The organism is Kitasatospora sp. NPDC091335 (assembly GCF_044757205.1).
Lineage (GTDB): Bacteria > Actinomycetota > Actinomycetes > Streptomycetales > Streptomycetaceae > Kitasatospora.
Window position 1 is genome coordinate 384633 of the sequence record NZ_JBIVUM010000005.1, and the last position, 23105, is coordinate 407737.

Genomic DNA, 23105 nt, shown 5'->3' on the forward strand with positions numbered 1-23105 from the left:
CAGGCCGGTGCGCGGGCCCTGCTCGATCAACGCGTCCGCGAGGCCCGGAACAGGGCCGCCGAGGGCGGGCCGGAGGCCGCGGTCCCGCCCCGTCCGGAGGGTGAGCGGGTGGCGTCGTTCACCCAGGAACGCATGTGGCTGATCGAGCGGCTGTCCGACGGCCCGGCGATGTACAACGTCCACGAGGTCTTCCGGCTGCGCGGCCCGCTGGACGTGCCCGCCCTCGGCCACAGCCTCACCGGGCTGGTACGGCGCCACGAAGTGCTGCGGACCGCCTTCCCCGAAGGGGACGGGCGCCCCGTTCCCTCGGTCGAGCCGGCCCGGCCGATCGACCTGCCCGTCACGGACCTCCGGGCCGAGCCCGCGGAACGCCGGACGCGGCTGGCCCTCGACCTCGTCCACTCCGAGATCCTGCGCCCGTTCGACCTGGCCGCCGCCCCGCTGCTGCGCGCGTCGCTGCTGCGGGTCGACGAGGACGAACACGTCCTGGTGGTGGTCGTCCACCACATCGCGGTCGACGGCTGGTCGATGCCGCTGCTGTGGGACGACCTGTCGGCGATGTACCGGAGCCGGCTGGAAGGCCGCGAGCACGGGCTGCCGCCCGCGCGGATCCAGTACGCGGACTTCGCCCACTGGCAGCGGGCCTGGCTCTCCGGCGAACGCCTACAGCGCCAACTCGACTACTGGAGCGTGCAGTTGTCGGGACTTTCGCCGCTGGACCTGCCCACCGACCGGCCGCGCGGACCGGTCCGGGCGGGCCGGGGCGAGCGGATCACCTTCACGGTGCCCGAGGAACTGGCCGAGCGGTTGCGGCTGCTGGGCCGGCGGCACGGTGCGACGATGTTCATGACGCTGCTCGCCGGGTTCCAGGCCCTGCTCGCCCGCTACAGCGGGCAGTCCGACGTGGCGGTCGGCACGCCGGTCGCGGGCCGCACCCGTCCGGAACTCGACCCGCTGGTGGGCTCGTTCATCAACACCGTGGTCCTCCGCACCGACCTCGCGGACGACCCGAGCTTCGCCGAACTGCTCGACCGGGTCCGCCGGACCGCCCTGGACGCGTACGCGCACCAGGACGTGCCGTTCGAGCGGCTGGTGCAGGAGCTGCGGCCGGCCCGCGGCCTCGACCGCAACCCGCTGTTCCAGGTGATGGTCGCCGGACTGTCCGACCCGGCCGCCTCCCTCCGGCTGGTGGGGACGGAGGTGGAACAGCTGGAGGTCGACAACGGCACGGCCAAGGTCGACCTCAGCCTGGTGATAGCCGACCGGCCGAGCGGCACGGCCGGGGCTGCCGGCACGACCGGGACCGTGGCCTTCGACACCGGTCTGTTCGACCGCGCGAGCGTCGAGCGCCTGGTCGGCCACTACCTCCGGCTGCTGGACGCCGCGGCCGGCGACCCCGACCGTCCCGTCTCGCGCCTGGACCTGCTCACCGAGGCCGAGCGCGAGGCGCTGCTGGTGGCCGCCAACGCCACCGACGAACCCTTCCCCACCGACGTCTGCGTGCACGAGCTGGTCGAGGAGCGGGCCCGGCTGACCCCCGACGCGGTGGCGGTCCGCTGCGGAACCGAGCGGCTGACCTACCGGGAACTCGACCGACGGGCCAACCGGTTGGCCCGACACCTGCGAGCCAGGGGGGCACGGCCGGAACGCCTGGTCGGCGTCTGCCTGCCGCGCTCGGCGGACCTGGTCGTGGCCCTGCTCGCCGTCCTCAAGTCGGGCGCCGCCTACCTGCCGCTGGACCCGGACCTCCCGGCCCAGCGCATGTCGTTCATGCTCGCCGACGCCGACGTGCCGCTGCTGCTCACCCAGCGCTCCCTGGCCGACCGGCTGCCGCGACACGGTGCCGAGACGGTGTGGCTGGACGCCGACGCCCCGATCGTCGCGGCCCTGCCCGAGGACGGGCTGCCGCCGCTCGCGACGCCCGCCAACCTGGCGTACTCGATCTACACCTCCGGTTCGACCGGCCGTCCCAAGGCCGTGCTGGTCCCGCACGAGGGCGTGGTCAACTACCTGGTGGTCCGCGGCCGGCAGCTGGAACTCGGAGGGGCCGACGTCGTCGCCTCGGTGGCCTCGATCTCCTTCGACGTCATCGTCCCCCAGGTGCTCATGCCGCTGGCCTGGGGCGCCGGCGTGGTGATCGCCCCGTCGGAGGTCGCGGTCGACGGCCCGCGCCTGACGGAGATGATGCGCGAGTTCGGCGTCACCACGCTCATGGCCACCCCGGCCACCTGGCTCCTGCTGCTGGACGGCGGCTGGCAGGGCGGCCGGTTCCAGGCGATCTGCGTGGGCGAACCGCTCCAGCCCGCCCTGGCCCGGCGGCTCCTCGACCGGGTCTCCACGCTGTGGAACGGCTACGGTCCCACCGAGGCGTCCGTCGGCTGTGTCACCCGGCGGGTGGACGCCGACCGGGACCTGGCCCGGCCGGGAGGGTCCGTTCCGATCGGCCGGCCGCTCGGCAACCTCCGGATCTACCTGCTGGACCCGGCCGGCGCCCCGGTGCCCGTCGGCGTCCCGGGGGAGATCCACATCGGTGGGGTCGGCGTCACCCGCGGGTACGCCAACCGGCCGGGGCTGACCGCCGAGCGCTTCGTGCCCGACCCGTTCGGCGCGGACGGCGGCCGGCTGTACCGGACCGGCGACCTGGCCCGGTACCTGCCGGACGGCAGCCTGGTCTTCCTCGGCCGCACCGACGAGCAGGTGAAGATCCGGGGGTACCGCATCGAGCCGGGCGAGATCGAGGCCGCGCTGTGCGCGCAGGCCGGTGTCGCCAGGGCCGCGGTGACGGTGCGGGGCGGCGGGACGGACGCCGAACTGGCCGGCTACCTGGTGTGGCAGGACCGGCCCGGTGACCTGGCGGCCGTGCGGCGCTCCCTGCGCGAGACCCTGCCCGAGTTCATGGTGCCCACGACGCTGACCGCGCTCGACCGGATCCCGTTGACCACGAACGGCAAGGTGGACCGCGCGGCCCTGCCCGCGCCCGCCCGCCACGGCCACGAGGCCGGTGCGCTCCCGCCGCGGGACCTGCCGGAACTCCTGATGACCAGGATCTGGGAGCGCGTGCTGGGCACCCCGCGGGTCGGCGTCCGGGACGACTTCTTCGCACTGGGCGGGCACTCCCTCAGGGCGGTCGAGCTCGTGGAGGCGATCCGGCGGGAGTGGGGAGTCACCGTGCCGCTGAACACGGTGTTCCGCCACCCCACCGTCGAGGGGCTGTGCGCGGAACTGCCCGACGCGTCGCGGGCCCTGCGCTGGCTGGTCGTTCCGCTGGCCGAAGGGGACCGCCGCCGGGCGCCGCTGATCCTGGTGCACCCGCAGGGCGGGGACGTGTGCTCCTTCCTGCACCTGGCCGGACGGCTGACCGGGCACCTCACCGAATCCTCCGTGGGCGCCCGGCCCGTCTACGGCCTGGAGGCCGTCGGCTACAACACCGACGAGCCGCCCCTGGCCACCGTCGAGGAGCAGGCGCAGCGCTATCTGCGGGAGCTGCGGTCCGTCCTGCCTGACGGCCCGTACCTGCTGGCCGGCTGGTCCTTCGGCGGGCTGGTCGCCTTCGAAATGGCCCGGCTGCTGGAGGAGCAGGGGAACCCCCCGGGATTCCTCGGGATCATCGACGTCGGAGCGCCCGCGTCCACCGGTGGAGCCGCCGACGGGTCAGGCGGGGACCTCCACGAGCTCGACGAGCAGGAGGCCCTCTCCCTGCTGCTCCACGACGCGCACGCCCGTGAGCGGCTTCCCGAGCGGGGGCGCAACGAACAACTGCGGCGCATGGCACGGGTGTTCACCGTCAACGGCGCCGCCGCCCGGCGCTACCGGTCGACGGCACGGGTGAGGACGCCGATCCACCTGTTCACGAGCGCCGAGACCCACCCCGAACTCGCCGGCCCGGTCGTGGTCCCCGCCCGGTGGCGGGGCCGCACCCGGGGGGCGTTGAGCGTGGTCGAGGTCCCCGGCAACCATCACGACATGCTGTCGCCGCCGCACGTCGCAGCCTTCGCCGACGCGCTGTCGGCCATCCTGGAGGAACTCGGATGAGCGACGGACGCGAGTTGCCGCTGTCGTCGGCGCAGTCCGGCATCTGGTTCGCCCACCACCTGCGCCCCGGCAGCCCCGCCTACAACACCGGTGAGTACGTGGACATCCCCGGGCCGATCGACCCGGAGCTGTTCGAGACGGCCGTGCGGCGGGTGGTGGACGAGACCGAGTCCCTGCGCGTCCGCCTCACCGACGGTGCCGAGGGCCCCCGGCAGGTCGTCACCGCGTCGCCCGACTGGTCGATGCACCACGTCGACCTCACGTCGACACCGGATCCGCTGCGGGCGGCCGAGCGCTGGATGCGGGCAGACCTGTCCACACCGGTCGGACTCACCCGGGACCCGCTGTTCCGCCAGGCCCTGTTCACCATCGCGCCGAACCGCTTCCTCTGGTACCAGCGGGTCCACCACATCGTGGTCGACGGCTTCAGCATGTCGCTCATCGCGCGCCGCGTCGCCAAGACCTACACCGGACTGGTCCAGGGCAGGGCCGGCGCAGGGCCGGCCTTCGGGCCGCTGAGCCTGCTGCTGGAGCACGACGCCGCCTACCACGCGTCCGAACAGCCCGGACAGGACCGGGAGTTCTGGGCGGACCGGCTCGCCGGAAGGCCGGATCCCGTCAGCCTCGCCAGCCGCTCGGCGCCCGCCTCGGACGGCTTCCTGCGCCGTACCGGCAGCCTCGACGCGCCCACCCTGGCCGCGCTGCGGCGGGCCGCGCGACCCGCCGGGGCGAGCTGGCCCACCGCCTTCACCGCGACGGTCGCCGCGTACCTCCACCGCCTCAGCGGCGAACGGGACATCGTGCTCAGCATGCCGGTGACCGGGCGCACCGGCTCCGCCGCGCCGGCCGTGCCCGGCATGGTGGCGAACGTGGTGCCGCTGCGGCTGCGCGTCCACCCCGAACAGGGTCTGTCCGCACTCGTGCGACAGGTGGCCGAGGAGGTCGCGGCCCTGCGCCGGCACCAGCGCCACCGCAGCGAGGACCTGCGCAGGGAGCTGGATCCGGCCAGGTCGGAGCGGGTCCTGTTCGGGCCCGTCGTCAACATCATGTCCTTCTACTACCACCTGGACTTCGCGGGCGTCCGAGCCACCGTGCACAACCTGTCCAACGGGCCGGTCGAGGACCTCTCCTTCTCCGTCTACGACCGCTCCGACGGCACCGAGCCCCGGCTCGACGTCGACGCGAACCCCGCGCTCTACTCCGAGGCCGAACTCGCCGCCCACCAGCAGCGGTTCCTCCGCTTCCTGGACGCGGTGGCCTCCGCCGACCCGGACCGGCCGATCGGCCGGCCCGACCTCCTCACCCCCGGGGAACGGCACCGGACCGTCGAGGCCGCCAACCGCACCACGCGGCCGCTGCCGCACCCGACGGTACCGTCGGCCTTCGCGGCCGAGGTCGCGCGCACGCCCGACGCGCCCGCCGTGGTGTGCGGGGAAACCACGCTGTCCTACACGGAGTTGAACGCCCGGGCCAACCGGCTGGCCCACCGGCTCATCGCCCTCGGCGTCCGCTGCGACAGCACGGTGGCCGTGCTCATGGAACGCTCCGTCGACGTGGTGGTGTCGGTCCTGGCGATCAGCAAGGCCGGCGGCGCCTACGTGCCGCTGGACAACCGGGCCCCGACGGCCCGCCTGCGCCGCGTCCTGGACGACACCGGGGCGGCGGTGCTGCTCACCCACCAGGCGACCCGGGGCCACGCGCCGTCCCTCGGCACACCGGGTGTCGTCGTCGACGCCGACCCCGGCCTCGCCGACCAGCCGGCCACCGACCCCGTCGTACCGCTGCGCCCGGACCACCTGGCCTGCGTCCTGTACACCTCGGGGTCCACGGGCACGCCGAAGGGGGTGGCCCTGAGCCACCGCAACGTCATCAGCCTGACCGCGCAGCGCTGTTGGCGTGAGGAGGACGGCCCGCGGGTCCTCGCGCACTCCCCGCACGCCTTCGACGCGTCCACCTACGAGTGGTGGGTGCCGCTGCTCAACGGCGGCCGGGTGGTCGTGGCCCCGCCCGGCGAGCTGGCGCTCGCGGACCTCCACCGGCTCATCGTCGACCACCGGGTCGGCGCGCTCTGGTTGACGGCCGGGCTGTTCCGGGTGTTCGCCGAGGAGTCCCCCGGCACGCTGGCCGGGGTCGGCCAGGTGTGGACCGGCGGCGACATCGTGCCGGCCGACGCGGTACGGCGCGTCCTGGCCCGGTGCCCGGACTCCGTGGTGGTCGCCGGGTACGGCCCGACCGAGGCCACCACGTTCACCACGCGCCGGGTGCTCCGCCCCGGCCAGGCCGTGCCCGACGTCGTCCCCCTCGGCCGGCCGGTGGACAACCGGCGGGTGTACGTCCTGGACGAGGCGCTGTCGCCGGTGCCGCCGGGAGTGGCCGGCGTGCTGTACGTCGCCGGTGCGGGCGTGGCACGCGGGTACCTGAACGACCCCCGTCGGACGGCCTCCCAGTTCGTGCCGTGCCCGTTCGGCGAACCGGGGGAGCGGATGTACCGCACGGGCGACGTGGTCCGCTGGAACGCCGAGGGGGAGCTGGAGTTCCTCGGCCGCGCGGACGAGCAGGTCAAACTCCACGGCTTCCGCATCGAGCTGGGCGAGATCGAGGCGGTCCTGGCCGGGCACCCCGCCGTCGCCCAGGCGACCGTGGTCGCCGGCCAGGGCGTCTCGCCCGGCAGGCGTCTGATCGGCTACGTCGTCCCGGCCGGGGCCCCGGGGCTCGACCCGGCCTCGGTGCGGGAGCACGCCGCCGCGGCGCTGCCGGACTACATGGTGCCCTCGGTGATCGTCACGCTCGACGCCTTTCCCCTGACGCCCAGAGGGAAGATCGACCGGGCCGCGCTGCCCGTCCCGGACCCCGCACCGGCACCGTCCGGGACCGGCCCTCGCACCCCGGCGGAGCGGACGATGTGCGCGCTGTTCGCCGAGGTGCTCGGCCGGCCCGGGGTGGGCGCCGACGACGGCTTCTTCGCGCTGGGCGGCAACTCCCTGCTCGCGACCCGGCTGGTCAACCGGGTGCGGGTGCGGTTCGGCCGTGACGTCACCCTCGGCGCCCTGTTCGAGGCACCCACGCCGGCGCGCCTGGTCGAAGCGCTCAAGGAAGCCCCGGACGCCGCGGCCGTACCGGTTCTCGCACCACGTACACGACTCTGAGCCCCTGACGGCGATCACAGGAAGCACCTTCGGCATGGACCACACCCTTTCCCGACCCGACGAAACCCCGGCACCACCCGCGACACCGGAAGTCCCGACGGCCCCGGCACCGGGGGTGTCCCAGGTCCGCCGGTACTACCGGCTCGTCGACGCCGGCGACGTGCCCGCACTGGTCGCCCTGTTCGCCCCGGACGCCCGCTACCACCGCCCCGGATACCCGCCCATGGTCGGGCACGCCGAACTGGAACGCTTCTACCGCGACCAGCGGGTGATCCGCTCCGGTGTGCACACCCTGGCCACCGTGGTCACGACCGACGACGAGGTGGCGGTGCACGGCCTGTTCCGCGGCGTGCTGCACGACGGCGGCGAGGTCGAGCTGCGGTTCGCGGACTTCTTCCGGATGACGCCGCAGGGCCGCATCGCCGCGCGGGACACCTTCTTCCACGTGCCGGCGGTCTGAGGCGCGGCCACGGCGGCACCGGCGGCGACCGCCCTCGCGGTCGCGCGTTCAACCCCGACGGGGACACTTCAGCACAGGAAAGCGGGAAGCAGTTGACCAAGACGGTCCTCACCTCCGACATCCCGGCGTTCGTCGGCACCGGACGGCCACCGTTCGAAGCCCGGGCGATCCACGAGCTGGTCGCCGAACAGGCGGAGCGGGCCCCGCACGCGCCCGCCGTCACCTGCGACGGACGGACCCTGACCTACCGGCAGCTCAACGACCGTGCCAACCGGCTCGCAGGGCGACTGCGGGCGGCCGGACTGGCGCGGGAGGACGTCGTCGGCGTGCTGGTGCCCCGGTCGCCGGAGCTGATCGTGGCCCTGCTCGCCGTCCTCATCGCGGGCGGGGCCTACCTCGGGCTCGAACCGGACGACCCGGCCGGCCGCCACGCGCTGCTGCTCGAGGACGCCGGCGCGAGCATGGTGATCACCGAGGAGGACCGGCGGGGGCGGCTGCCCGGCACCGTCGTCACGGTGACGGAGGGCGGCCCGGCGCGGGAGCCGGCCACCGGGCCGGCGGCACCGGTCCGCCCCGGCGACCCGGACCGGCTCGCCTACGTCAGCTACACCTCCGGCTCCACCGGCGAGCCCAAGGGCGTCGGCGTGCCCCACCGGGCGATCGACCGGCTCGTCCGGGGCGCGGACTGGGTGGACGTCCGGGCCGAGGACGTCTTCTTCCACCTCGCGCCGGTCGCGTTCGACGCGTCCACGTTCGAGATCTGGGCCCCCCTGGTCAACGGCTGCCGACTGGTCCTCTTCCCTCCGGTCGCCATCACGCTGGAGCACGTGGCGCGCGTCATCCGGGCCGAGCGCGTGACGGTCCTGCTGCTGACCACCGGGCTCCTCCACCAGATGGTGAGCTCCCACCCGGAGGCGTTCGCCGACGTGCGGCACGTCCTCACCGGGGGCGACGTGGCCTCGCCGGGCCACGTCCAGCACCTGCTGGCCCGCCACCCGGAGCTGCTCTTCACCAACGGCTACGGACCGACCGAGAACACCACGTACACGACCTGCTGGACCAGCGGCACCCTCCCGGAGCTGCGGAGCGTGCCGATCGGCCGCCCGATCAGCGGCACCAGGGTCGCCGTGCTCGACGACGAGCTCAGGCCGGTCCCCGTCGGCGAGTGCGGGGAGTTGTACGTGGCCGGGGCGGGCCTGGCCCGCGGCTACCTGGGCCGCCCGGCCGCGACCGCCGAACGGTTTCTGCCCGATCCGTTCGGCACCGAGCCGGGTGCCCGGATGTACCGGACCGGCGACCTCGTGCGCTGGCTGCCGGACGGCACGCTGGAGTTCGTCGGACGCGCGGACGACCAGGTCAAGGTCCAGGGCTACCGCGCAGAACCGCGCGCCGTCGAGGTCGAGCTGGAACGGCTCCCCGGGGTGCGGCACGCGGTCGTGCTGCCGCAGCCCGATCCGGCGGGCGGCACCCGGCTGCTGGCCTACGTCGTGCCCGCGGGATCCGGACCGGAGAGCAACGCCGACCTCGGCCGGCGGCTGCGCCACGAACTACGGGACAGGCTGCCGGACTACCTGATCCCCTGGGCGATCCTCGTCCGTCCCGAGCTGCCGGTGAACCGCAACGGCAAGATCGACCGCCGGGCCCTGCCCACCGCCACCCGGGTACCGCGCAACGTGCCCAACGAGTTCGTCCCGCCCCTCACCGAGGTGCAGACGCGACTGGCCGACCTGTGGGGCGACGTCCTCGGCATCGAACCGGTCGGTGTCGACGACGACTTCTTCGACCTCGGCGGACACTCCCTGCTGGCCACCGACCTCCTGGTCGCCACCCAGCGCGAGTTCGACGTGGACCTCCCCGCGCAGACCCTGTACATGTCGCCGACCGTCGCCGAGCTGGCGACGGCCCTCACCGCGCGGATGCGGGCGTCGGGCCCGGACGGCCCGACGGACGGCCCGGTCGGGGGCCCGGCCGACGAAGCGGGGGTTCCGGCCGACGAGGCGGGGGCGGAGCAGCCCCGATGACGGCGGTTCCCCCGACCACGCGCTGCCCGGTCCTCGCCCCGCAGCCGGTCGACCTGATCGACCCCGACCTCTACCAGGCGGGCGGGGCGCACGAGGCGTGGCGACGGCTACGCCGCGAAGCCCCGGTGAGCCGGCAGCCGGTCGGCGACATCGGCTACTGGTCGATCGTCGGCTACGCCGAGGCCAACCGGGTCCTCCGCGACCACGCCACGTTCACCTCCGAACAAGGCACCCTGCTCAACCTCCTCGGCAAGGGCGACCCCGCCGGCGGCCGCCAGATGGCCGCGACCGACCCGCCCCGGCACGCGCACCTGCGCGGCCCGTTGCAGCAGGCGCTGTCGATCAAGACGGTGGAGAACGACCGGGAGGCCATCCGCCGGGTCGTCGTCGAGCTGCTCCGGCCGTTGGCCGACGGCGGCCCGTACGACTTCGCCGCCGCCATGGCCACCCTGCCGATGGCGGTGATCGGCACCATGATGGCGCTACCGCGACAGGACTGGCCGCGGCTGGTCCGGCTCGCCCACGCCTGCATCGCCGCGGACGACCCGGAGTTCCAGCTCGCCGACGGACCCCGGGCCACCCTCGTGACCGCCCACCGCGAACTGTTCGCCTACTTCCAGGACCTCGTCACCGAGCGTCGGCGCGCACCGGGTGACGACCTGGTCAGCGTGCTGCTCACGATGGAACTGGACGGACGCCGACTGTCGCCGGGCGAGATCGTGTCCAACTGCTACAGCCTGCTGCTCGGTGCGACCGTCACCACCGCCCAGCCACCCGTCGCGGCGATGGTCGAACTGGCCGGGACGGGGGTCCTGGACGACTGGGCGGCCCACCCGGAGCTGCTCGGCAGCGGCGTGGAGGAGGCACTGCGATGGGCGTCGCCCACCCAGCACTTCATGCGCCACGCCACCCGCGACGTCGAGGTCCGGGGCGTGCCGATCCCCGCGGGGGACGCGGTCGTCGTCTGGCTGGCGTCGGCCAACCGCGACGAGAGCGTGTTCGCCGACCCGTACGCCTTCGACATCCGACGGCGGCCCAACAAGCACATCGCCTTCGGCGTCGGCGCGCACTACTGCATCGGACACACCGTTGCACGGGTGGCCCTGCGGATCCTGTTCGCCGAACTGCTCGGCCGGTTCACCGGGTTCGAGCTCGCCGGGGCGCCGCGGCGGATGCGCTCGAACGTCATAGCGGGCTTCACGCACGTGCCGATCACCGCGCGGACCCGGTAGGAGCCGGCGCCACGGCCGCTGTCACCGCGGCTGCCTTCATGGCCGCCGAACCCGAGAAGAACCCCCCACACGGAAGGTCACCAGTGGACGCTCCGACGGCCCGTACCCGCAACAAGTGGTTCCTGCGCGAGCCGTCGCCGGTGGCACCGGCGCGGCTGTTCTGCCTGCCCTACTCCGGGTGCGGTGCGAGCATGTACCGCCGGTGGCCGTCATCGGTCGACGGCGTCGAGGTCTGCCCCGTGCAGCCGCCCGGCCGGGAGAACCGGATGCGCGAGCCCGCCCACACCACCTACGAGGCGCTGGCCGACGACCTCTGCGAAGCGCTGCGCCCCTACCTGGACCGCCCCTACGCCCTGTTCGGCCACTGCGGGTCCGCGCTGGCGGCGTACGAGACCGCCGTACGGCTGGTCCGGCGGGGCTGCCCCGCCCCGACCCGGCTGTTCGTCTCCTCCGAGGTCGCGCCGCAGGACGGCCCCTACGGCCGCTTCCTCGGCATGAGCGACGACGAGCTGGCCGCCGAACTGCGCGGGCTCGTCGCGGAACTGGGCGGCACCCTGGAACCGAGCCTGCTCGCGCTCTACCTCGGCGTCCTGCGCAACGACGTGGACATGAACAAGCGGTACCACGTCGCCGATCCGGTCCGGCTGCCGTGCCCGGTCACCGCCATCGGCTGGACCGGGGACACGGGCATCGCGCCGTCCCTGATGGCCGGCTGGTCGGCCTGCGGCGAGACGACCTTCGAACTCCTGGAAGGGGGCCACTACCGCTTCATCGAGGCACCGGCGGAACTGCTGGCGCTCCTGGTCGCGGACCTGACGCCCACCCGCTCCCGCACGTCCTGACACCGGAGGAGAAGTGCGTCCCTCCGTACTTCTGGACGAACTGATCCGCGCCGGGGGGCGTTCGTCGCCCACTCGGCGCGCTTCCTGATCGAGGCGCGCAAGCCGTAGCCGGGGGAGGGAAACCCGGCCGGGGGAGGCGCGCGGCGCTCCGGCCCGCCGGGGCGGGCCGGCGGGCCGCAGCGGTGCGGGGGCTCAGGACTGCGACACCAGCTCCAGGTACGCGTCGTGCCAGAGGTCCTCGTCGCCGTCCGGCAGGAGCAGTACCCGGTCCGGCCGGAGCGCCTCGATGGCGTCCGGGTCGTGGGTGACCATCACGATCGCGCCCGGGTAGCTGCCGACCGCCGCCAGGACCTCCGTGCGGGAGGCCGGGTCGAGGTTGTTGGTCGGCTCGTCCAGCAGCAGGACGTTGGCGCCGGAGTGGACCAGGGCGGCCAGGGCGAGCCGGGTCTTCTCGCCGCCGGACAGCACCCCGGCCGGCTTGTCGGCGTCGTCGCCCCGGAAGAGGAACGCGCCGAGGACGTGCCGCAGTTCGCCGTCGGTCAGGCCGGGCGCGGCCTCGGAGAGGTTGTCGCGCACGCTGAGTGCCGGGTCGAGGGTGTCGTGCTCCTGGGCGAAGTAGCCGAGCCGCAGGCCGGTGCCGGGGACGACGCGGCCGGAGTCAGGGGTCTCCCGGCCCGCCAGGAGGCGCAGCAGGGTGGTCTTTCCGGCCCCGTTCAGTCCGAGCACGACCAGCCGGCTGCCGCGGTCCACGGCCAGGTCCAGGCCGGTCAGCACCGGCCGGCCGCCGTAGGACTTGGTGAGGCTGACCGCGCCGAGCGGCACCCGCCCGCAGGGGGCCGGCTCGGGCAGCCGGATGCGGGCGGTGCGCTCGGCCTGCCGGACGGGTTCGAGGCCGGCGAGCATCCGGTCGGCCCGGCGGGCCATGCTGCGGGCGGTGGTCGCGGTGGCGACGTTGGCCCGCATCCGGTCGGCCTGGGCGTGGAGGGTGGCGGCCTTGCGCTCGGCGTTGGCCCGTTCCCTGGTGCGGCGGCGCTCGTCGGCGGCGCGCTGGGTCAGGTAGGCCTGCCAGCCGGTGTTGTGGACGTCGATCGCGGCGCGCTGCGGATCCAGGTGGAAGACCCGGTTGACGCTGTCCGCGATCAGTCCGAGGTCGTGGCTGATCAGCACCAGCCCGCCCTGGTGGGAGGTGAGGAAGCCGCGCAGCCAGGCGACGGCGTCGGCGTCCAGGTGGTTGGTCGGCTCGTCGAGCAGCAGGGTGCCGTGGTCGGCGAACAGGATGCGGGCCAGTTCGACGCGGCGGCGCTGGCCGCCGGAGAGCGTGCCGACGGGCGAGTCCATCACCCGGGTGGGCAGGCCAAGCCCGGCCGCGACCCGGGCCGCCTCGGCCTCGGCGGCGTAGCCGCCCCGGGACTGGAAGCCGGCCTCGGCCCGGACGTACGCGTCCATCGCGCGGCGTTCCTCGGCCGGGGAGCCGGCGCGGGCCATCGCCGTCTCGGCGGCGCGCAGGGCGCGGACGGCGGCGTCCAGGCCACGGGCGGACAGGATGCGGTCGGTGACGGTGGCCGACGGGCCGGCGACGCGGGAGTCCTGCGGGAGGTAGCCGACGGACCCGGTCCGGGTGACGGCCCCGGCGGCGGGCGCGAGCTGCCCGGCGAGGGTGGCGAGCAGGGTGGTCTTGCCGGCGCCGTTGCGGCCGACCAGGCCGATCCGGTCGCCGGGGGCGATGTGGAGGGTGACGTCGGACAGCAGCAGGCGGGCGCCGACGCGCACGTCGACACCACGGGTGGTGATCATGGGATAACGCTCCGAAATAGCCTGTGGACACACGGGTGGCGTGGAAGTGAGTCCGGCGGCTAGGAAATTCGGGGCGTAGACATGTCGGGCAGGCTAGCGGGCCGGCGGAGCGGGCGCATCCGAATTGACGGGCGGCGTGGAGGGGTGCGGCAGGTCGGCGCGGGTCTCCTCGGTGGTCGGTCGCGTCCGCCCCGCCCGGGGCGCTCTCGGGCAGTCCGCGGCGGCGCGGTTTCGGCCACTCTGCCGGGCGGTGGCGGACAAGGCTTCCTTGTCGTGACCATGCCGCACTCGCTTGCATGTGCGCATGGCCCGACACGACCTCGTACTCCTGACCGATCACAGCTCGACCGAAGGCAGCCGGCCCGTGCTCGCCGCCGCCACGCGGACCCTGACCGGCCGGGAACCCGTGCAACTGGACGCCCGGCACTTCATGACCGGCGGCAGCGGCCTGATCGACACCGACGACGCGGGCGGCCTCCGGCTGGTGGCGGGCGGCCGGACCGTGACCGCCGACACGGTGATCGTCTACGAGATCCCGCCGCACCGGCGCCGCGCGTTCGCGGACTGCCAGCGGCGGCTGCGCGGATGCGGGGCCCGCTCGCTCGGCACCGACGCCGAGGCGTGGCGGGCGGCCACCGAGAAGGACGCCACCGTCGCCCGCTTCGTCCGGGACGGCGTGCCGCACATGCCCAGCATCGTGCTCTCCCGGCCGAGCCAGGAGGCCGCCGCCGAGGCCTTCGAGGAACTCGGCGGCGACGTCTGGGCACGGCCCTGCGTCGGGATGGGCGGCGACGACGTCTTCCATCTCACCGACCGCGCCCGGCTCGCCGCAGCCGTGCGGTACTACGAGCGTGCGGGGGCGGACTGGCTGATCGCCCGCGACGCCCGGAACTTCCTCCCGGACGGCCGCCGCCACCAGTACCGGGTGGTGGTGCTGCACGGGCGGGTGGTGCGCGCGGTCGAGCACGTCCAGGCCGACCCGGACGCACCCTGCAACGAGAGCCGCGGCGCCGTCTCCACGGTGCTCGACTACACCGAACTGCCGGAAGGGCTCGCCGAGTCGGCCATCTCGGCGGCCGCCTCGACGGGGCTCGACCTCGCCGGGGTGGACCTCGCCGCCGAGAGCGGCGGCGTGGTCTTCGAGGTCAACGTCCATCCCGCCTTCGGCCGGCGCGGCCTGGAGCAGGTGGCGCTGCCGTACGTCGCCGCGCACCTCGGCGAGTAGCCGCCGGGAGCGCCACGGCCCGGGCCGGACCCGCCCCGCGCGCCACCGGCCCGGCCCCGCCCGGGAGGGTGCTCCCGGCGGCTCAGCTCCGCAGGACCGCCCCGAGCACCGACGGCCGGAACAACAGCGACGGCGGCGCCACCAGGGACATCACCTCGTGGAACGCCGCCGTGACCGCGGTGTCCCGGGTGCTGGCGGCCAGCACCTTGTCGAAGAAGCGGTGCTGGATCCCGACCAGGGCGCCGGAGGGCGCGCCGGTGGTGGCGTCGAAGCGGGCGTCCTCGGTGCCGGAGATCATCCACGGGATGCTGGACGCCGCCGCGACGGCGGACCGTGCCGCCCGGGCAGCGGCAGGCCCGATGCCGCCGTGCCGCTTCACGCAGCGGCGCAGCTCCCTGGCGCAGAACAGGGCGACGGTGACGCCCTGCCCGTACACCGGGTTGAAGGTGCTCGCGGCATCACCGACCACCACCAGGCCGTCCGGGCCGCCGCGTTCGTAGTGCCGGCGCACGCTCGCGCCGGGGAGGAAGCCGCGCACCGGGCCCGCCGGTTCGGCGTCCCGCAGCATCTCGTGCAGGAGCGGATCGCGCAGCCGGCGCAGGTGCTCGTCGAAGCCCTCCGCGCCGGCCGCCGGTTCGGCCCCGCGCATCCCGGCGAGGCTGACGATCCAGCGGTCGCCCTCGACCGGCAGCAGCACGCCCAACCGCGCCTTGTCGGGGGCCTTGGTCTGGAGGTAGGCCGCCCTTTCCCCGAGGTCGGCCCCGGCCGGCCGGTGGAACAGCCGGGAGGCGTAGGCGACGCCCGCGTCCACCCGCTCCTCGGGCACCGGCCGGCAGCCGAGTCCGGCGAGCCACTTCGGCACCGAGGTCGAGCGGCCGGCCGCGTCCACCACCAACTCGGCTGGAATGTCGCGGACTTCGCCGAGCTCCTGGCCGCGATCGCGGACCTTCACCCCGGTCACCGCGCTCGCCGAGCCGAGCAGGCCGACCACGTCCGTGCCCTCCAGGAACTCGATCGAGGGGTGGGCGCGGACCCGGTCCAGCACGAACGCGTCCAGCAGCGGCCGGGTGCAGGACAGGAACGCCACCTGCGCCGGGTACTCGGCCAGCCACCCGGCGGAGCAGAGCCACTTGACGTCCGAGGCCGCCACCCGCTGCGCACCCGCGGCCGTCAGCTCCAGCTTGATGCCGGGCATCATCTCCTCCAGCAACCGGTGCCCGGCCTCCAGCACCAGGTGGGCGTGCCGCCCCTGCGGCACCCCGGCCCGGAACTCCGCCCCCTCCGGGTAGCGGTCCCGCTCCACCACGACGATCCGCTCGGCGAAACCGCGCAGCGCCCACGCGGCCGCCATCCCCGCGAGCCCGCCGCCGATCACCACCGCCGTACCCCGCCCGGGGGCCCTCTCCGAAGTAGTCATGACACGTAGCGTAGTGGCGCGGTGCGCTCCGCGTGATCGCTTCGCCCAGGACGAACACCCCACCCGAAGAGGGCTGTTGACGTCCGCGCACCGCTATGCGGGTCGGGGGCCGGGGTGCGGGGCCGACGAGGAGGCCGTGGGCCGGGATCGCGGCCGGGCCGGTCCGCGGAGCGCGACGGCGGTGCGATGCCGCTGCGGAAACGGCAGGACGGCAGCGGCCCGGCGGGTGGCCGAGCGGGGGCCCGGTGCGGGGGCGGGGCGCGTGGGGGCTAGACTCGGCGGGGTTGCGCCGACACCTCTCCCGGTGCGTGGGCGCACGGAGGCGAGGAGGTGAGAGCCGTGGAGTGCAGTAGCTCGGGTCGAAGTCGGCCCCGCCCCCGGTTGTCCCGCACCACTCGCGGCCCCCGGCACACCTCCTCCCGTACGGCTCCCGCGCGGCACTGACCTCGTCCTCCCGGCGAGGCACCGCCGGTCGCGCCGTGCGCGTGGCGGCCGGCCGGGCGCCACCGGTCCGTCCCGTTTCCGTACGGCGGCCCGGGCATCCCCCGTGGAGGTCTCCGCCATGTCCGACTGGCGTGTGCGCGCCGTGCGCGCGAGCAAGCGTCCGTTCTCCCGTTCCGTGGTCCGTCCCGCGGACACCCAGCCGGCCCCCGAGCACTCGATGGACCCGCGCCCGGACCAGCCGGTCGAGCAGGTGACGCTGGAACGTTCCGTCGTGGAGGCGGCCGTCTACCGGGACGGCCGCCGGACGGACGCGCCCACCGACCTCGCCGACATCTACCGCACGCTGCCCGACCGCCCCGGCACGATGGCCTGGATCGGCCTGTTCCGGCCCGCGGAGGCCCAGCTGCTGGAGGCCGCGGACCGGTTCGACCTGCACGAGCTGGCCGTCGAGGACGCCATCGTCGCCCACCAGCGGCCGAAGCTGGAGCGCTACGGGGACACCCTGTTCGTGGTGCTGCGCGCGGCCCGCTACCTGGACGAGGCGGAGGAGGTCGACTTCGGCGAGATCCACCTGTTCGTCGGCCCGGACTTCGTGCTCACCGTCCGGCACTCCCAGGCCCCGGACCTGTCGGCGGTGCGCCGCCGGCTGGAGGCCGACCCCGAGCTGCTGGCACTCGGCCCGGAGGCCGTGCTGTACGCGGTGCTGGACGCCGTGGTGGACGGCTACGCGCCGGTGATCGCCGGTCTCCAGCACGACATCGACGAGATCGAGACCGAGGTGTTCGGCGGTGACCCGCAGGTCTCCCGCCGCATCTACGAGCTGTCCCGCGAGGTGATCGAGCTCCAGCGGGCGACCCGTCCGCTGCTGGAGATCATGAGGAGCCTGGAGGCGGGCTTCGGCAAGTACGGCACCGACGAGGAGCTCCAGCGCTACCTGCGCGACGTCGCCGACCACGCCACCTACGCCGCGGAGCGGGTGGACGGCTTCCGGCAGATGCTCCAGAACATCCTGACCGTCAACGCGACGCTGGTCTCGCAGCGGCAGAACGAGGAGATGAAGCAGCTCGCCGAGGCGGGGCACGCGCAGAACGACGAGATCAAGAAGATCTCCTCCTGGGCGGCCATCCTCTTCGCGCCGACGCTGATCGGCACGGTGTACGGGATGAACTTCGAGGACATGCCGGAGCTGAAGTGGGCCTTCGGCTACCCGTTCGCGATCGGGCTGATGGCGCTGGTGTGCACCGGGCTCTACCTGGTGTTCAAGCGCCGCGACTGGCTCTGACGGTCGGGCGGATCCGCTGGGGTGCGGTCAGCCGAGCAGCCGCCCGTACTCGGCCTCCGGATCCACCTGGCGCCGGTACTCGACGTGCAGCCGGACATCGCCGTCGGCTCCGGCCAGGCGGGCGAGCGGGCCCTGACCGGCCGGGAGCGGGCGGGGCCGCGGCCACTGCTGGGCGAGAACGGCCAGCGGGGTGCCGTCGGCGCCGCGCACCACCCAGGTGGCGCGGCCGCCGCCGATCGACGGGAGACGGCGACGGGGCAGTCCGAGGGCGGTGAGGGCCGCCGGGACGTCCAGGCCGTCGGGGAGGGGGACGGTCTCGGCGTGCGGGGCGTCGGCGTCGTCGCCGGCCGCGACGCTGTCCCGGGTGAGGTGGATGCGCATGGCGGAACAATAGGCCGCGCCCGCCGACGTGGCGGCCGGGGGCTCACCCGCGTGCCGGATTGACAACGGGCCTTGCCGTACCGGCACATGGCAGGCATGGCCGACGAAGAGTTCGAGAACGTCCTCACCACGGTGGGCCCGCGACTGCGGGCGCTGCGCAGGGAGCGCGGCACCACGCTCGCCAAACTGGCCGCCGCCACCGGCATCTCGCTCAGCACGCTGTCCCGGCTGGAGTCCGGGCAGCGCAAGCCGACCCTGGAACTGCTGCTGCCGCTGGCCCGGGAGTACCGGGTGCCGCTTGACGAACTGGTCGGCGCCCCGGCCACCGGTGACCCGCGGATCCACCCGCGCCCGGTGACCAGGAACGGCCAGACCATCGTCCCGCTCACCCGTCACCTGGGCGGGCTGCACGCCTACAAGCACATCGTGCCGCCGGGGCGGAACACCGGCCCCGAGCTGGAGCTGAAGGTCCACGAGGGGTACGAGTGGCTGTACGTGCTGTCCGGGCGGCTGCGGCTGGTGCTCGGCACGCACGACCTGGAGCTGGCGGCCGGTGAGGCCGCCGAGTTCGACACCCGCACCCCGCACGCCTTCGGCAACGCGGGCCCGCAGCCGGTGGAGTTCCTCAGCCTGTTCGGTCCGCAGGGCGAGCGCATCCACGTCAGGGCGCGTCCGGGAACCTCTGTTCGGTAGGTTCGTTCCTGACAGGGGGTCTTCGTTCCGGCTCCCGCCAGGCCGTCGGGAGGGGCCGAGGAATGAGCGTGCAGCAGAGTGCGGAGTCCGGCGAGAGCGGTGGAGCCGGGGAACGCGAGGAGGCCGGGGACGGCCGGGTGACGGCGGGCCCCGGCGCCGTCGTGGTGGCAGGCGCGGACGCGGAGTCCGGTGCTCCCGGCAGGACGCCCGAGGCGGTAGGGACGCCCGAGACGCCCGAGAAGGCCGAACGCCCACGGAAGAAGCGCCCGTTCTGGCAGGAGCTGCCGATCCTGCTGGTGGTCGCGCTGGTGCTCTCGCTCGGCATCAAGACCTTCTTCGTCCAGGCCTTCTCCATTCCCTCCGGTTCGATGGAGCAGACCCTCGCGATCGGCGACCGGGTGCTGGTGGACAAGTTCACCCCGTGGTTCGGCGCCAAGCCCGAACGCGGCGAGGTGGTGGTGTTCCGCGATCCGGGCGGCTGGCTGGAGGGCACGCCGACCGACTCCGGAGGCTCCGTCATGGGCACCGTCCAGAAGGCGCTCAGCACCGTCGGCCTGATGCCCTCGGCGGACGAGAAGGACCTGATCAAGCGGGTGATCGCGGTCGGCGGGGACACCGTCGACTGCGAGGCGGGCGCGCCGCTGAAGGTGAACGGCGTCGCGCTGGACGAGCCGTACCTGTTCCCCGGCTCGACGCCCTGCGACAACGACCCCGTCGGCACCGTCACCGTGCCCAAGGGCAAGCTGTGGGTGATGGGCGACCACCGCAACAACTCGCGGGACTCCCGCTGGCACCACAACGAGGGCGGCGACGGCTTCGTGCCGGTGGACAACGTGGTCGGCAGGGCCTTCGTGGTCGCCTGGCCGCTGTCCGACTGGTCCACCCTGCCGGTCCCAGGCACCTTCGACAAGGTGCCGGCCCCGGCGGCGGGCGCGGCGGGCGCGCCCTTCGAGGAGCCGCCGGCCCCGGAGGCGGCCGCGCTGGCCGGGATCGTGCCGCTCGCGCTGTGGCAGCGGCGGCGGTCGGTGCGCGGGGCGGCGTCCCGCGCGGCGTCGGTCCGCGAGGACTCGGTGCGGAAGGGGCGCTGAGGCCGGTTCACCTCCGAGGCCCGACCGGACCGCACCGGACCGGACTACACCGCACTGGACCGTACTGGACCGGACTGGGTCGATCGTCTTCGACGGAACTCCTCCCGCATTCCTCTACACGCCTGTAGAGTTCGCGAGGTGAGCTGCACCCCGGCCGCCCGGCCGCCCCGGGTGGGTGGCCGGGCGGCCGGGTCCGGGTCGGGAGGCGGAGCCGTGATGAAGAGTCAGTGCGGGCCCGAGGACGGCGCGGGTCCGGCGGGGGCGGAGCCCGTGGACCGGGACGTCCGGTGGGTCTACCAGCCGGTGGAGGTCGATCTCGGGGACGGCGACTGGGCGCTCGGCCGGATCACCGGCTGGTGGCAGGACACCGCGGGACAGCCCTGGTGCCGGCTGCGGATCGGCCGCGGCGGACATGCCGGCGACTGGCAGCGCTTCGACCCGGCGAGGGTGCTGCTGCTGCCGGTCTCCGGGCTCTGAGCAGGCAGGTCGAACACCCTTGGCGGAACCGTTCGACGAGCCCTATCGTCCCTGGGAGCAACCGCTGACAAGGCCATTCACCGACCGGGGACGAACGTGACTTCGGAGATCTACTTCAGCAGCAACCACCGCGACCTGTGCGAGCAGCACGGCACCGGAGCGGGCTTCCAGTTCGAGTTCTCCTGCCACCGCTGCTCGGACACCTGGCGCTCGCCGTTCGAGCCGTTCCGGACCGGGCAGATGGCCGGCTGGATAGGCAAGGGTGTCGGCGCGGCCTGGAACCTCATCGGGGGCAGCGCCAACACCATCGGCAACGCCGCCGACGGACTGGCCGGCCAGACCTGGGGCACTTCGCGGGACGCCGCGTTCCAGCGGGCCATCACCAACGCCCAGACGCACTTCAACCGCTGCGCCCGGTGCACCAACTACGTCTGCGGCCGGTGCTTCGACCCGGCCCAGGGCCTGTGCCACGCCTGTGCCCCGGACACCGCGACCGAGGCGGTGGCGGCGCAGCACCGCGGCCTCAACGACGCGGTCACCGAACGCGCCTTCAAGTCCGGACAGCAGTCCGGTGCCGGGTACGACGTCAGCACGCCGCGGCAGCTGGTCTGCCCGCAGTGCCGGACGGAGACGCACGGCACGCCGTTCTGCCCCGGCTGCGGCTTCCGGCTGGCCCAGCGGGCCCAGTGCACGGGCTGCCACCAGGACGTTCCGGACGGCGCCGCGTTCTGTCCGTCCTGCGGGACGAGGCGCTGACAGCCCCTCGGGCGCGCGACGGCGGGGCGGCTCCGGATCCACCCCGCCGTCGCGCGTACGGAGCCGCACGTCAGTGCTGCGGGACGCCGCCGGATCAGCCGTACGAGAGGTTGGCGCAGGGGTCGTCGTCGGCCGAGCGGGCGGCGCCGCTCACGCTGCTGGGCAGCGGGGCGGGGGCGGCGGCGGACCCGCTGGGAGCCGTTGTGGCGGCCGGGTTGGCGGCGGCGAAGTCGTGGCCGAGGACGACACTGACACCCCGGGCGCCGGGCTGCACGGTCGCGCCGGGGAACAGCTTGGCGACCGCCTCGGCGGCGGAGCGCTCGCCGGTGCCGTACTCGACGACGGTGGTGCCGCGCGGCTTGCCGGCCGCGTTGCCGACGCTCGCGACGGTGTAGCCGGCGCCCTTGACGGTCTCCGCGGCCCGGCTGCCGAGCCCGGTCTCGCCGGTGCTGTTGAGCACGGAGACCTTGACCGCGGCGGCCCCGGCGTCCGGGGTGGGGGTCGGCGTGGGCGTGGGCGTGGCCGCGGTGTCGGGAGCCGCGGAGCCGGTCTCGGCCGGGACGCTCGCGTCCTGGCCGTCGATGGTGCGGTCGGCCTTGAGGGCCGCCCACAGCTGGTCCACGTCGGGGTGCACCAGGGCGACCCGCGGGCCCTCGTAACGCCAGGGCACGGTCAGGAACTTGACGTCGTGCAGGTCCACGTCCTTGAGCGACATGGCGAAGGAGAGCAGCTTGGCGGCCGAGCCGAGACCGGGGTCGACGGTCAGGGATCCGGTGGCGGCGTCGGCGAGCGGCAGCAGCGTGGTCGGGTCCATGCCGCGGGACTTGACCTCCTTGATGAGGGAGGAGAGGAAGGCCTGCTGGCGCTTGGTGCGGCCGATGTCGGAGCCGTCGCCGATGCCGTGCCGGACCCGCACGTAGTCCAGCGCGGCCTGGCCCTCGACCTTCTGCCTGCCCTTGGGGAAGAGCAGCTTTCCCTTGCGGCCGAGGTTGGGGTTGAGGTCCCCCTCGTGGATGTCGTTCGGCAGGCAGACCTCGACGCCGCCGACCGCCTTGGTCATCGAGGCGAAGCCGTTGAAGTCCACCACGATGGTGTGGTCGACGCGCAGGTTGGTCAGCTTCTCGACGGCGTTCTGGGTGCAGGCCGGGTTGCCCTGGTCGGTGTCGCCGACCGAGAAGGCGCTGTTGAACATCGCGTTGGTCTGCTCCTTGGTCCACTTGCCGTCGGGGAGCTTGCACGGCGGGATGGTGACCAGGGAGTCGCGGGGGATGGAGATCCCGACGGCGTGCTTGTGGTCGGCGTAGACGTGCAGCAGGATCGCGGTGTCCGAGCGGGCGCCGCCGTCCCCGCCGCCGCCCAGGTCGCTGTTGCCGTTGCCGCGGTTGTCCGAGCCGATCAGCAGCACGTTGACCGGGGTGCGGCCCTGGGCGTCCGGGGCCGCGGCCTCCGGGCGGTCCTTGCTGAGGGCGTCGCCGTCGAAGGTGCTGATGTTGCTGTTCAGCCGGTAGTAGAGGGCGGCGCCGCCGAGGACGGCGAGGGCCGTGCAGCCGGCGGTCGCCCAGAGCACCTTCTCCTTGGTGCTGCGCTTGGGCTTGCGCTTGGCCCGGCTCGCCGGACGGCCGTTCGCTATGCCCGCGGTGTCCTGGGAGTTCGCGGTGTCCTCGGCGTTCCGGTTCCGGCCGCTTCTCCTGCCCTCGGCCCGGCGCCGGCCCGCGCGGTGCGGCGAAATCCCGGCTTCGGGGGAACCCTTGCGGCCAGACACGTCGTCATCCTCCACAGTTGCCACGGGAGCCCCTGTCGAAGCGGTGGGCTCGC

General features: G+C 74.1%; 16 protein-coding genes. 12 read left to right on the forward strand and 4 right to left on the reverse strand.

The genetic code is table 11. The features are described 5' to 3' along the window. Positions 1-108: 108 nt before the first annotated feature. The 6 genes from ACIQOW_RS15425 (at position 109) to ACIQOW_RS15450 (ending at position 11733) form a co-directional block, all read left to right on the forward strand. On the forward strand, positions 109-4032 hold the full coding sequence (locus ACIQOW_RS15425) for an amino acid adenylation domain-containing protein (protein ID WP_401084375.1): 3924 nt from the start codon (positions 109-111) through the stop codon (positions 4030-4032). Beyond that, positions 4029-7178: an amino acid adenylation domain-containing protein gene (locus tag ACIQOW_RS15430; RefSeq protein WP_401084378.1), complete on the forward strand. Its 3150-nt coding sequence runs from the start codon at positions 4029-4031 to the stop codon at positions 7176-7178. Before ACIQOW_RS15425 ends, ACIQOW_RS15430 begins: the two co-directional genes overlap by 4 nt. Before the next feature lie 34 nt (positions 7179-7212). After that, entirely contained in the window at positions 7213-7638 is a 426-nt protein-coding gene (locus tag ACIQOW_RS15435) for a nuclear transport factor 2 family protein (RefSeq protein WP_401084381.1), read from the forward strand. Positions 7639-7730: 92 nt separating this feature from the next. Beyond that, a complete protein-coding gene (locus tag ACIQOW_RS15440) occupies positions 7731-9659 on the forward strand; it encodes an amino acid adenylation domain-containing protein (protein ID WP_401084384.1) in 1929 nt (642 codons plus the stop codon). Then, entirely contained in the window at positions 9656-10891 is a 1236-nt protein-coding gene (locus tag ACIQOW_RS15445; RefSeq protein ID WP_401084387.1) for a cytochrome P450, read from the forward strand. Before ACIQOW_RS15440 ends, ACIQOW_RS15445 begins: the two co-directional genes overlap by 4 nt. An 83-nt stretch (positions 10892-10974) precedes the next feature. Beyond that, positions 10975-11733, forward strand: coding sequence for a thioesterase II family protein (locus tag ACIQOW_RS15450; protein ID WP_401084389.1), 759 nt, complete (start codon positions 10975-10977; stop codon positions 11731-11733). 192 nt (positions 11734-11925) lie between these two features. Here ACIQOW_RS15450 and ACIQOW_RS15455 read toward each other — a convergent pair whose 3' ends face one another. Further along, positions 11926-13527, reverse strand: a complete 1602-nt coding sequence (locus tag ACIQOW_RS15455; protein WP_401084391.1) for an ABC-F family ATP-binding cassette domain-containing protein — start codon at positions 13525-13527, stop codon at positions 11926-11928. Positions 13528-13831: 304 nt separating this feature from the next. On the opposite strand from ACIQOW_RS15455, the gene ACIQOW_RS15460 reads away from it, so the two are divergent. Then, positions 13832-14752 (forward strand): RimK family alpha-L-glutamate ligase, encoded by a 921-nt coding sequence (locus ACIQOW_RS15460; protein WP_401084394.1) that lies wholly within the window; start codon positions 13832-13834, stop codon positions 14750-14752. Positions 14753-14834: 82 nt separating this feature from the next. On the opposite strand, the gene ACIQOW_RS15465 is transcribed toward ACIQOW_RS15460, so the two are convergent. Continuing rightward, positions 14835-16169 (reverse strand): NAD(P)/FAD-dependent oxidoreductase, encoded by a 1335-nt coding sequence (locus ACIQOW_RS15465; RefSeq protein ID WP_401084396.1) that lies wholly within the window; start codon positions 16167-16169, stop codon positions 14835-14837. A gap of 562 nt (positions 16170-16731) precedes the next feature. Here ACIQOW_RS15465 and ACIQOW_RS15470 point away from each other — a divergent pair. Beyond that, complete coding sequence (locus ACIQOW_RS15470) at positions 16732-17895, forward strand: magnesium and cobalt transport protein CorA (protein ID WP_401084398.1); 1164 nt, start codon at positions 16732-16734, stop codon at positions 17893-17895. A 27-nt stretch (positions 17896-17922) separates the two neighbouring features. Here ACIQOW_RS15470 and ACIQOW_RS15475 read toward each other — a convergent pair whose 3' ends face one another. Further along, positions 17923-18276 (reverse strand): hypothetical protein, encoded by a 354-nt coding sequence (locus ACIQOW_RS15475; RefSeq protein ID WP_401084400.1) that lies wholly within the window; start codon positions 18274-18276, stop codon positions 17923-17925. A gap of 96 nt (positions 18277-18372) precedes the next feature. On the opposite strand from ACIQOW_RS15475, the gene ACIQOW_RS15480 reads away from it, so the two are divergent. The 4 genes from ACIQOW_RS15480 (at position 18373) to ACIQOW_RS15495 (ending at position 21290) form a co-directional block, all read left to right on the forward strand. Further along, a complete protein-coding gene (locus tag ACIQOW_RS15480) occupies positions 18373-18969 on the forward strand; it encodes a helix-turn-helix domain-containing protein (RefSeq protein ID WP_401084403.1) in 597 nt (198 codons plus the stop codon). A 62-nt stretch (positions 18970-19031) separates the two neighbouring features. Next, entirely contained in the window at positions 19032-20057 is a 1026-nt protein-coding gene (lepB, locus tag ACIQOW_RS15485; protein ID WP_401084405.1) for a signal peptidase I, read from the forward strand. 213 nt (positions 20058-20270) lie between these two features. Beyond that, the gene (locus tag ACIQOW_RS15490; RefSeq protein WP_401084408.1) at positions 20271-20534 is read left to right on the forward strand and encodes a hypothetical protein; all 264 of its coding nucleotides are present in this window, start codon (positions 20271-20273) and stop codon (positions 20532-20534) included. A gap of 96 nt (positions 20535-20630) precedes the next feature. Further along, positions 20631-21290, forward strand: coding sequence for a zinc ribbon domain-containing protein (locus ACIQOW_RS15495; protein WP_401084410.1), 660 nt, complete (start codon positions 20631-20633; stop codon positions 21288-21290). Positions 21291-21384: 94 nt separating this feature from the next. On the opposite strand, the gene ACIQOW_RS15500 is transcribed toward ACIQOW_RS15495, so the two are convergent. After that, entirely contained in the window at positions 21385-23052 is a 1668-nt protein-coding gene (locus tag ACIQOW_RS15500; RefSeq protein ID WP_401084413.1) for an LCP family protein, read from the reverse strand. Positions 23053-23105: the final 53 nt, after the last annotated feature.

Bases quoted from the DNA above. Each gene is read 5' to 3' on its own strand.
- ACIQOW_RS15460 (WP_401084394.1), top strand. From the start codon at position 13,832: ATGGCCCGACACGACCTCGTACTCCTGACCGATCACAGCTCGACCGAA.
- ACIQOW_RS15455 (WP_401084391.1), bottom strand. From the start codon at position 13,527: ATGATCACCACCCGTGGTGTCGACGTGCGCGTCGGCGCCCGCCTGCTG.
- ACIQOW_RS15430 (WP_401084378.1), top strand. From the start codon at position 4,029: ATGAGCGACGGACGCGAGTTGCCGCTGTCGTCGGCGCAGTCCGGCATC.
- ACIQOW_RS15435 (WP_401084381.1), top strand. From the start codon at position 7,213: ATGGACCACACCCTTTCCCGACCCGACGAAACCCCGGCACCACCCGCG.
- ACIQOW_RS15465 (WP_401084396.1), bottom strand. From the start codon at position 16,169: ATGACTACTTCGGAGAGGGCCCCCGGGCGGGGTACGGCGGTGGTGATC.
- ACIQOW_RS15475 (WP_401084400.1), bottom strand. From the start codon at position 18,276: ATGCGCATCCACCTCACCCGGGACAGCGTCGCGGCCGGCGACGACGCC.
- lepB (WP_401084405.1), top strand. From the start codon at position 19,032: ATGAGCGTGCAGCAGAGTGCGGAGTCCGGCGAGAGCGGTGGAGCCGGG.
- ACIQOW_RS15470 (WP_401084398.1), top strand. From the start codon at position 16,732: ATGTCCGACTGGCGTGTGCGCGCCGTGCGCGCGAGCAAGCGTCCGTTC.
- ACIQOW_RS15480 (WP_401084403.1), top strand. From the start codon at position 18,373: ATGGCCGACGAAGAGTTCGAGAACGTCCTCACCACGGTGGGCCCGCGA.
- ACIQOW_RS15445 (WP_401084387.1), top strand. From the start codon at position 9,656: ATGACGGCGGTTCCCCCGACCACGCGCTGCCCGGTCCTCGCCCCGCAG.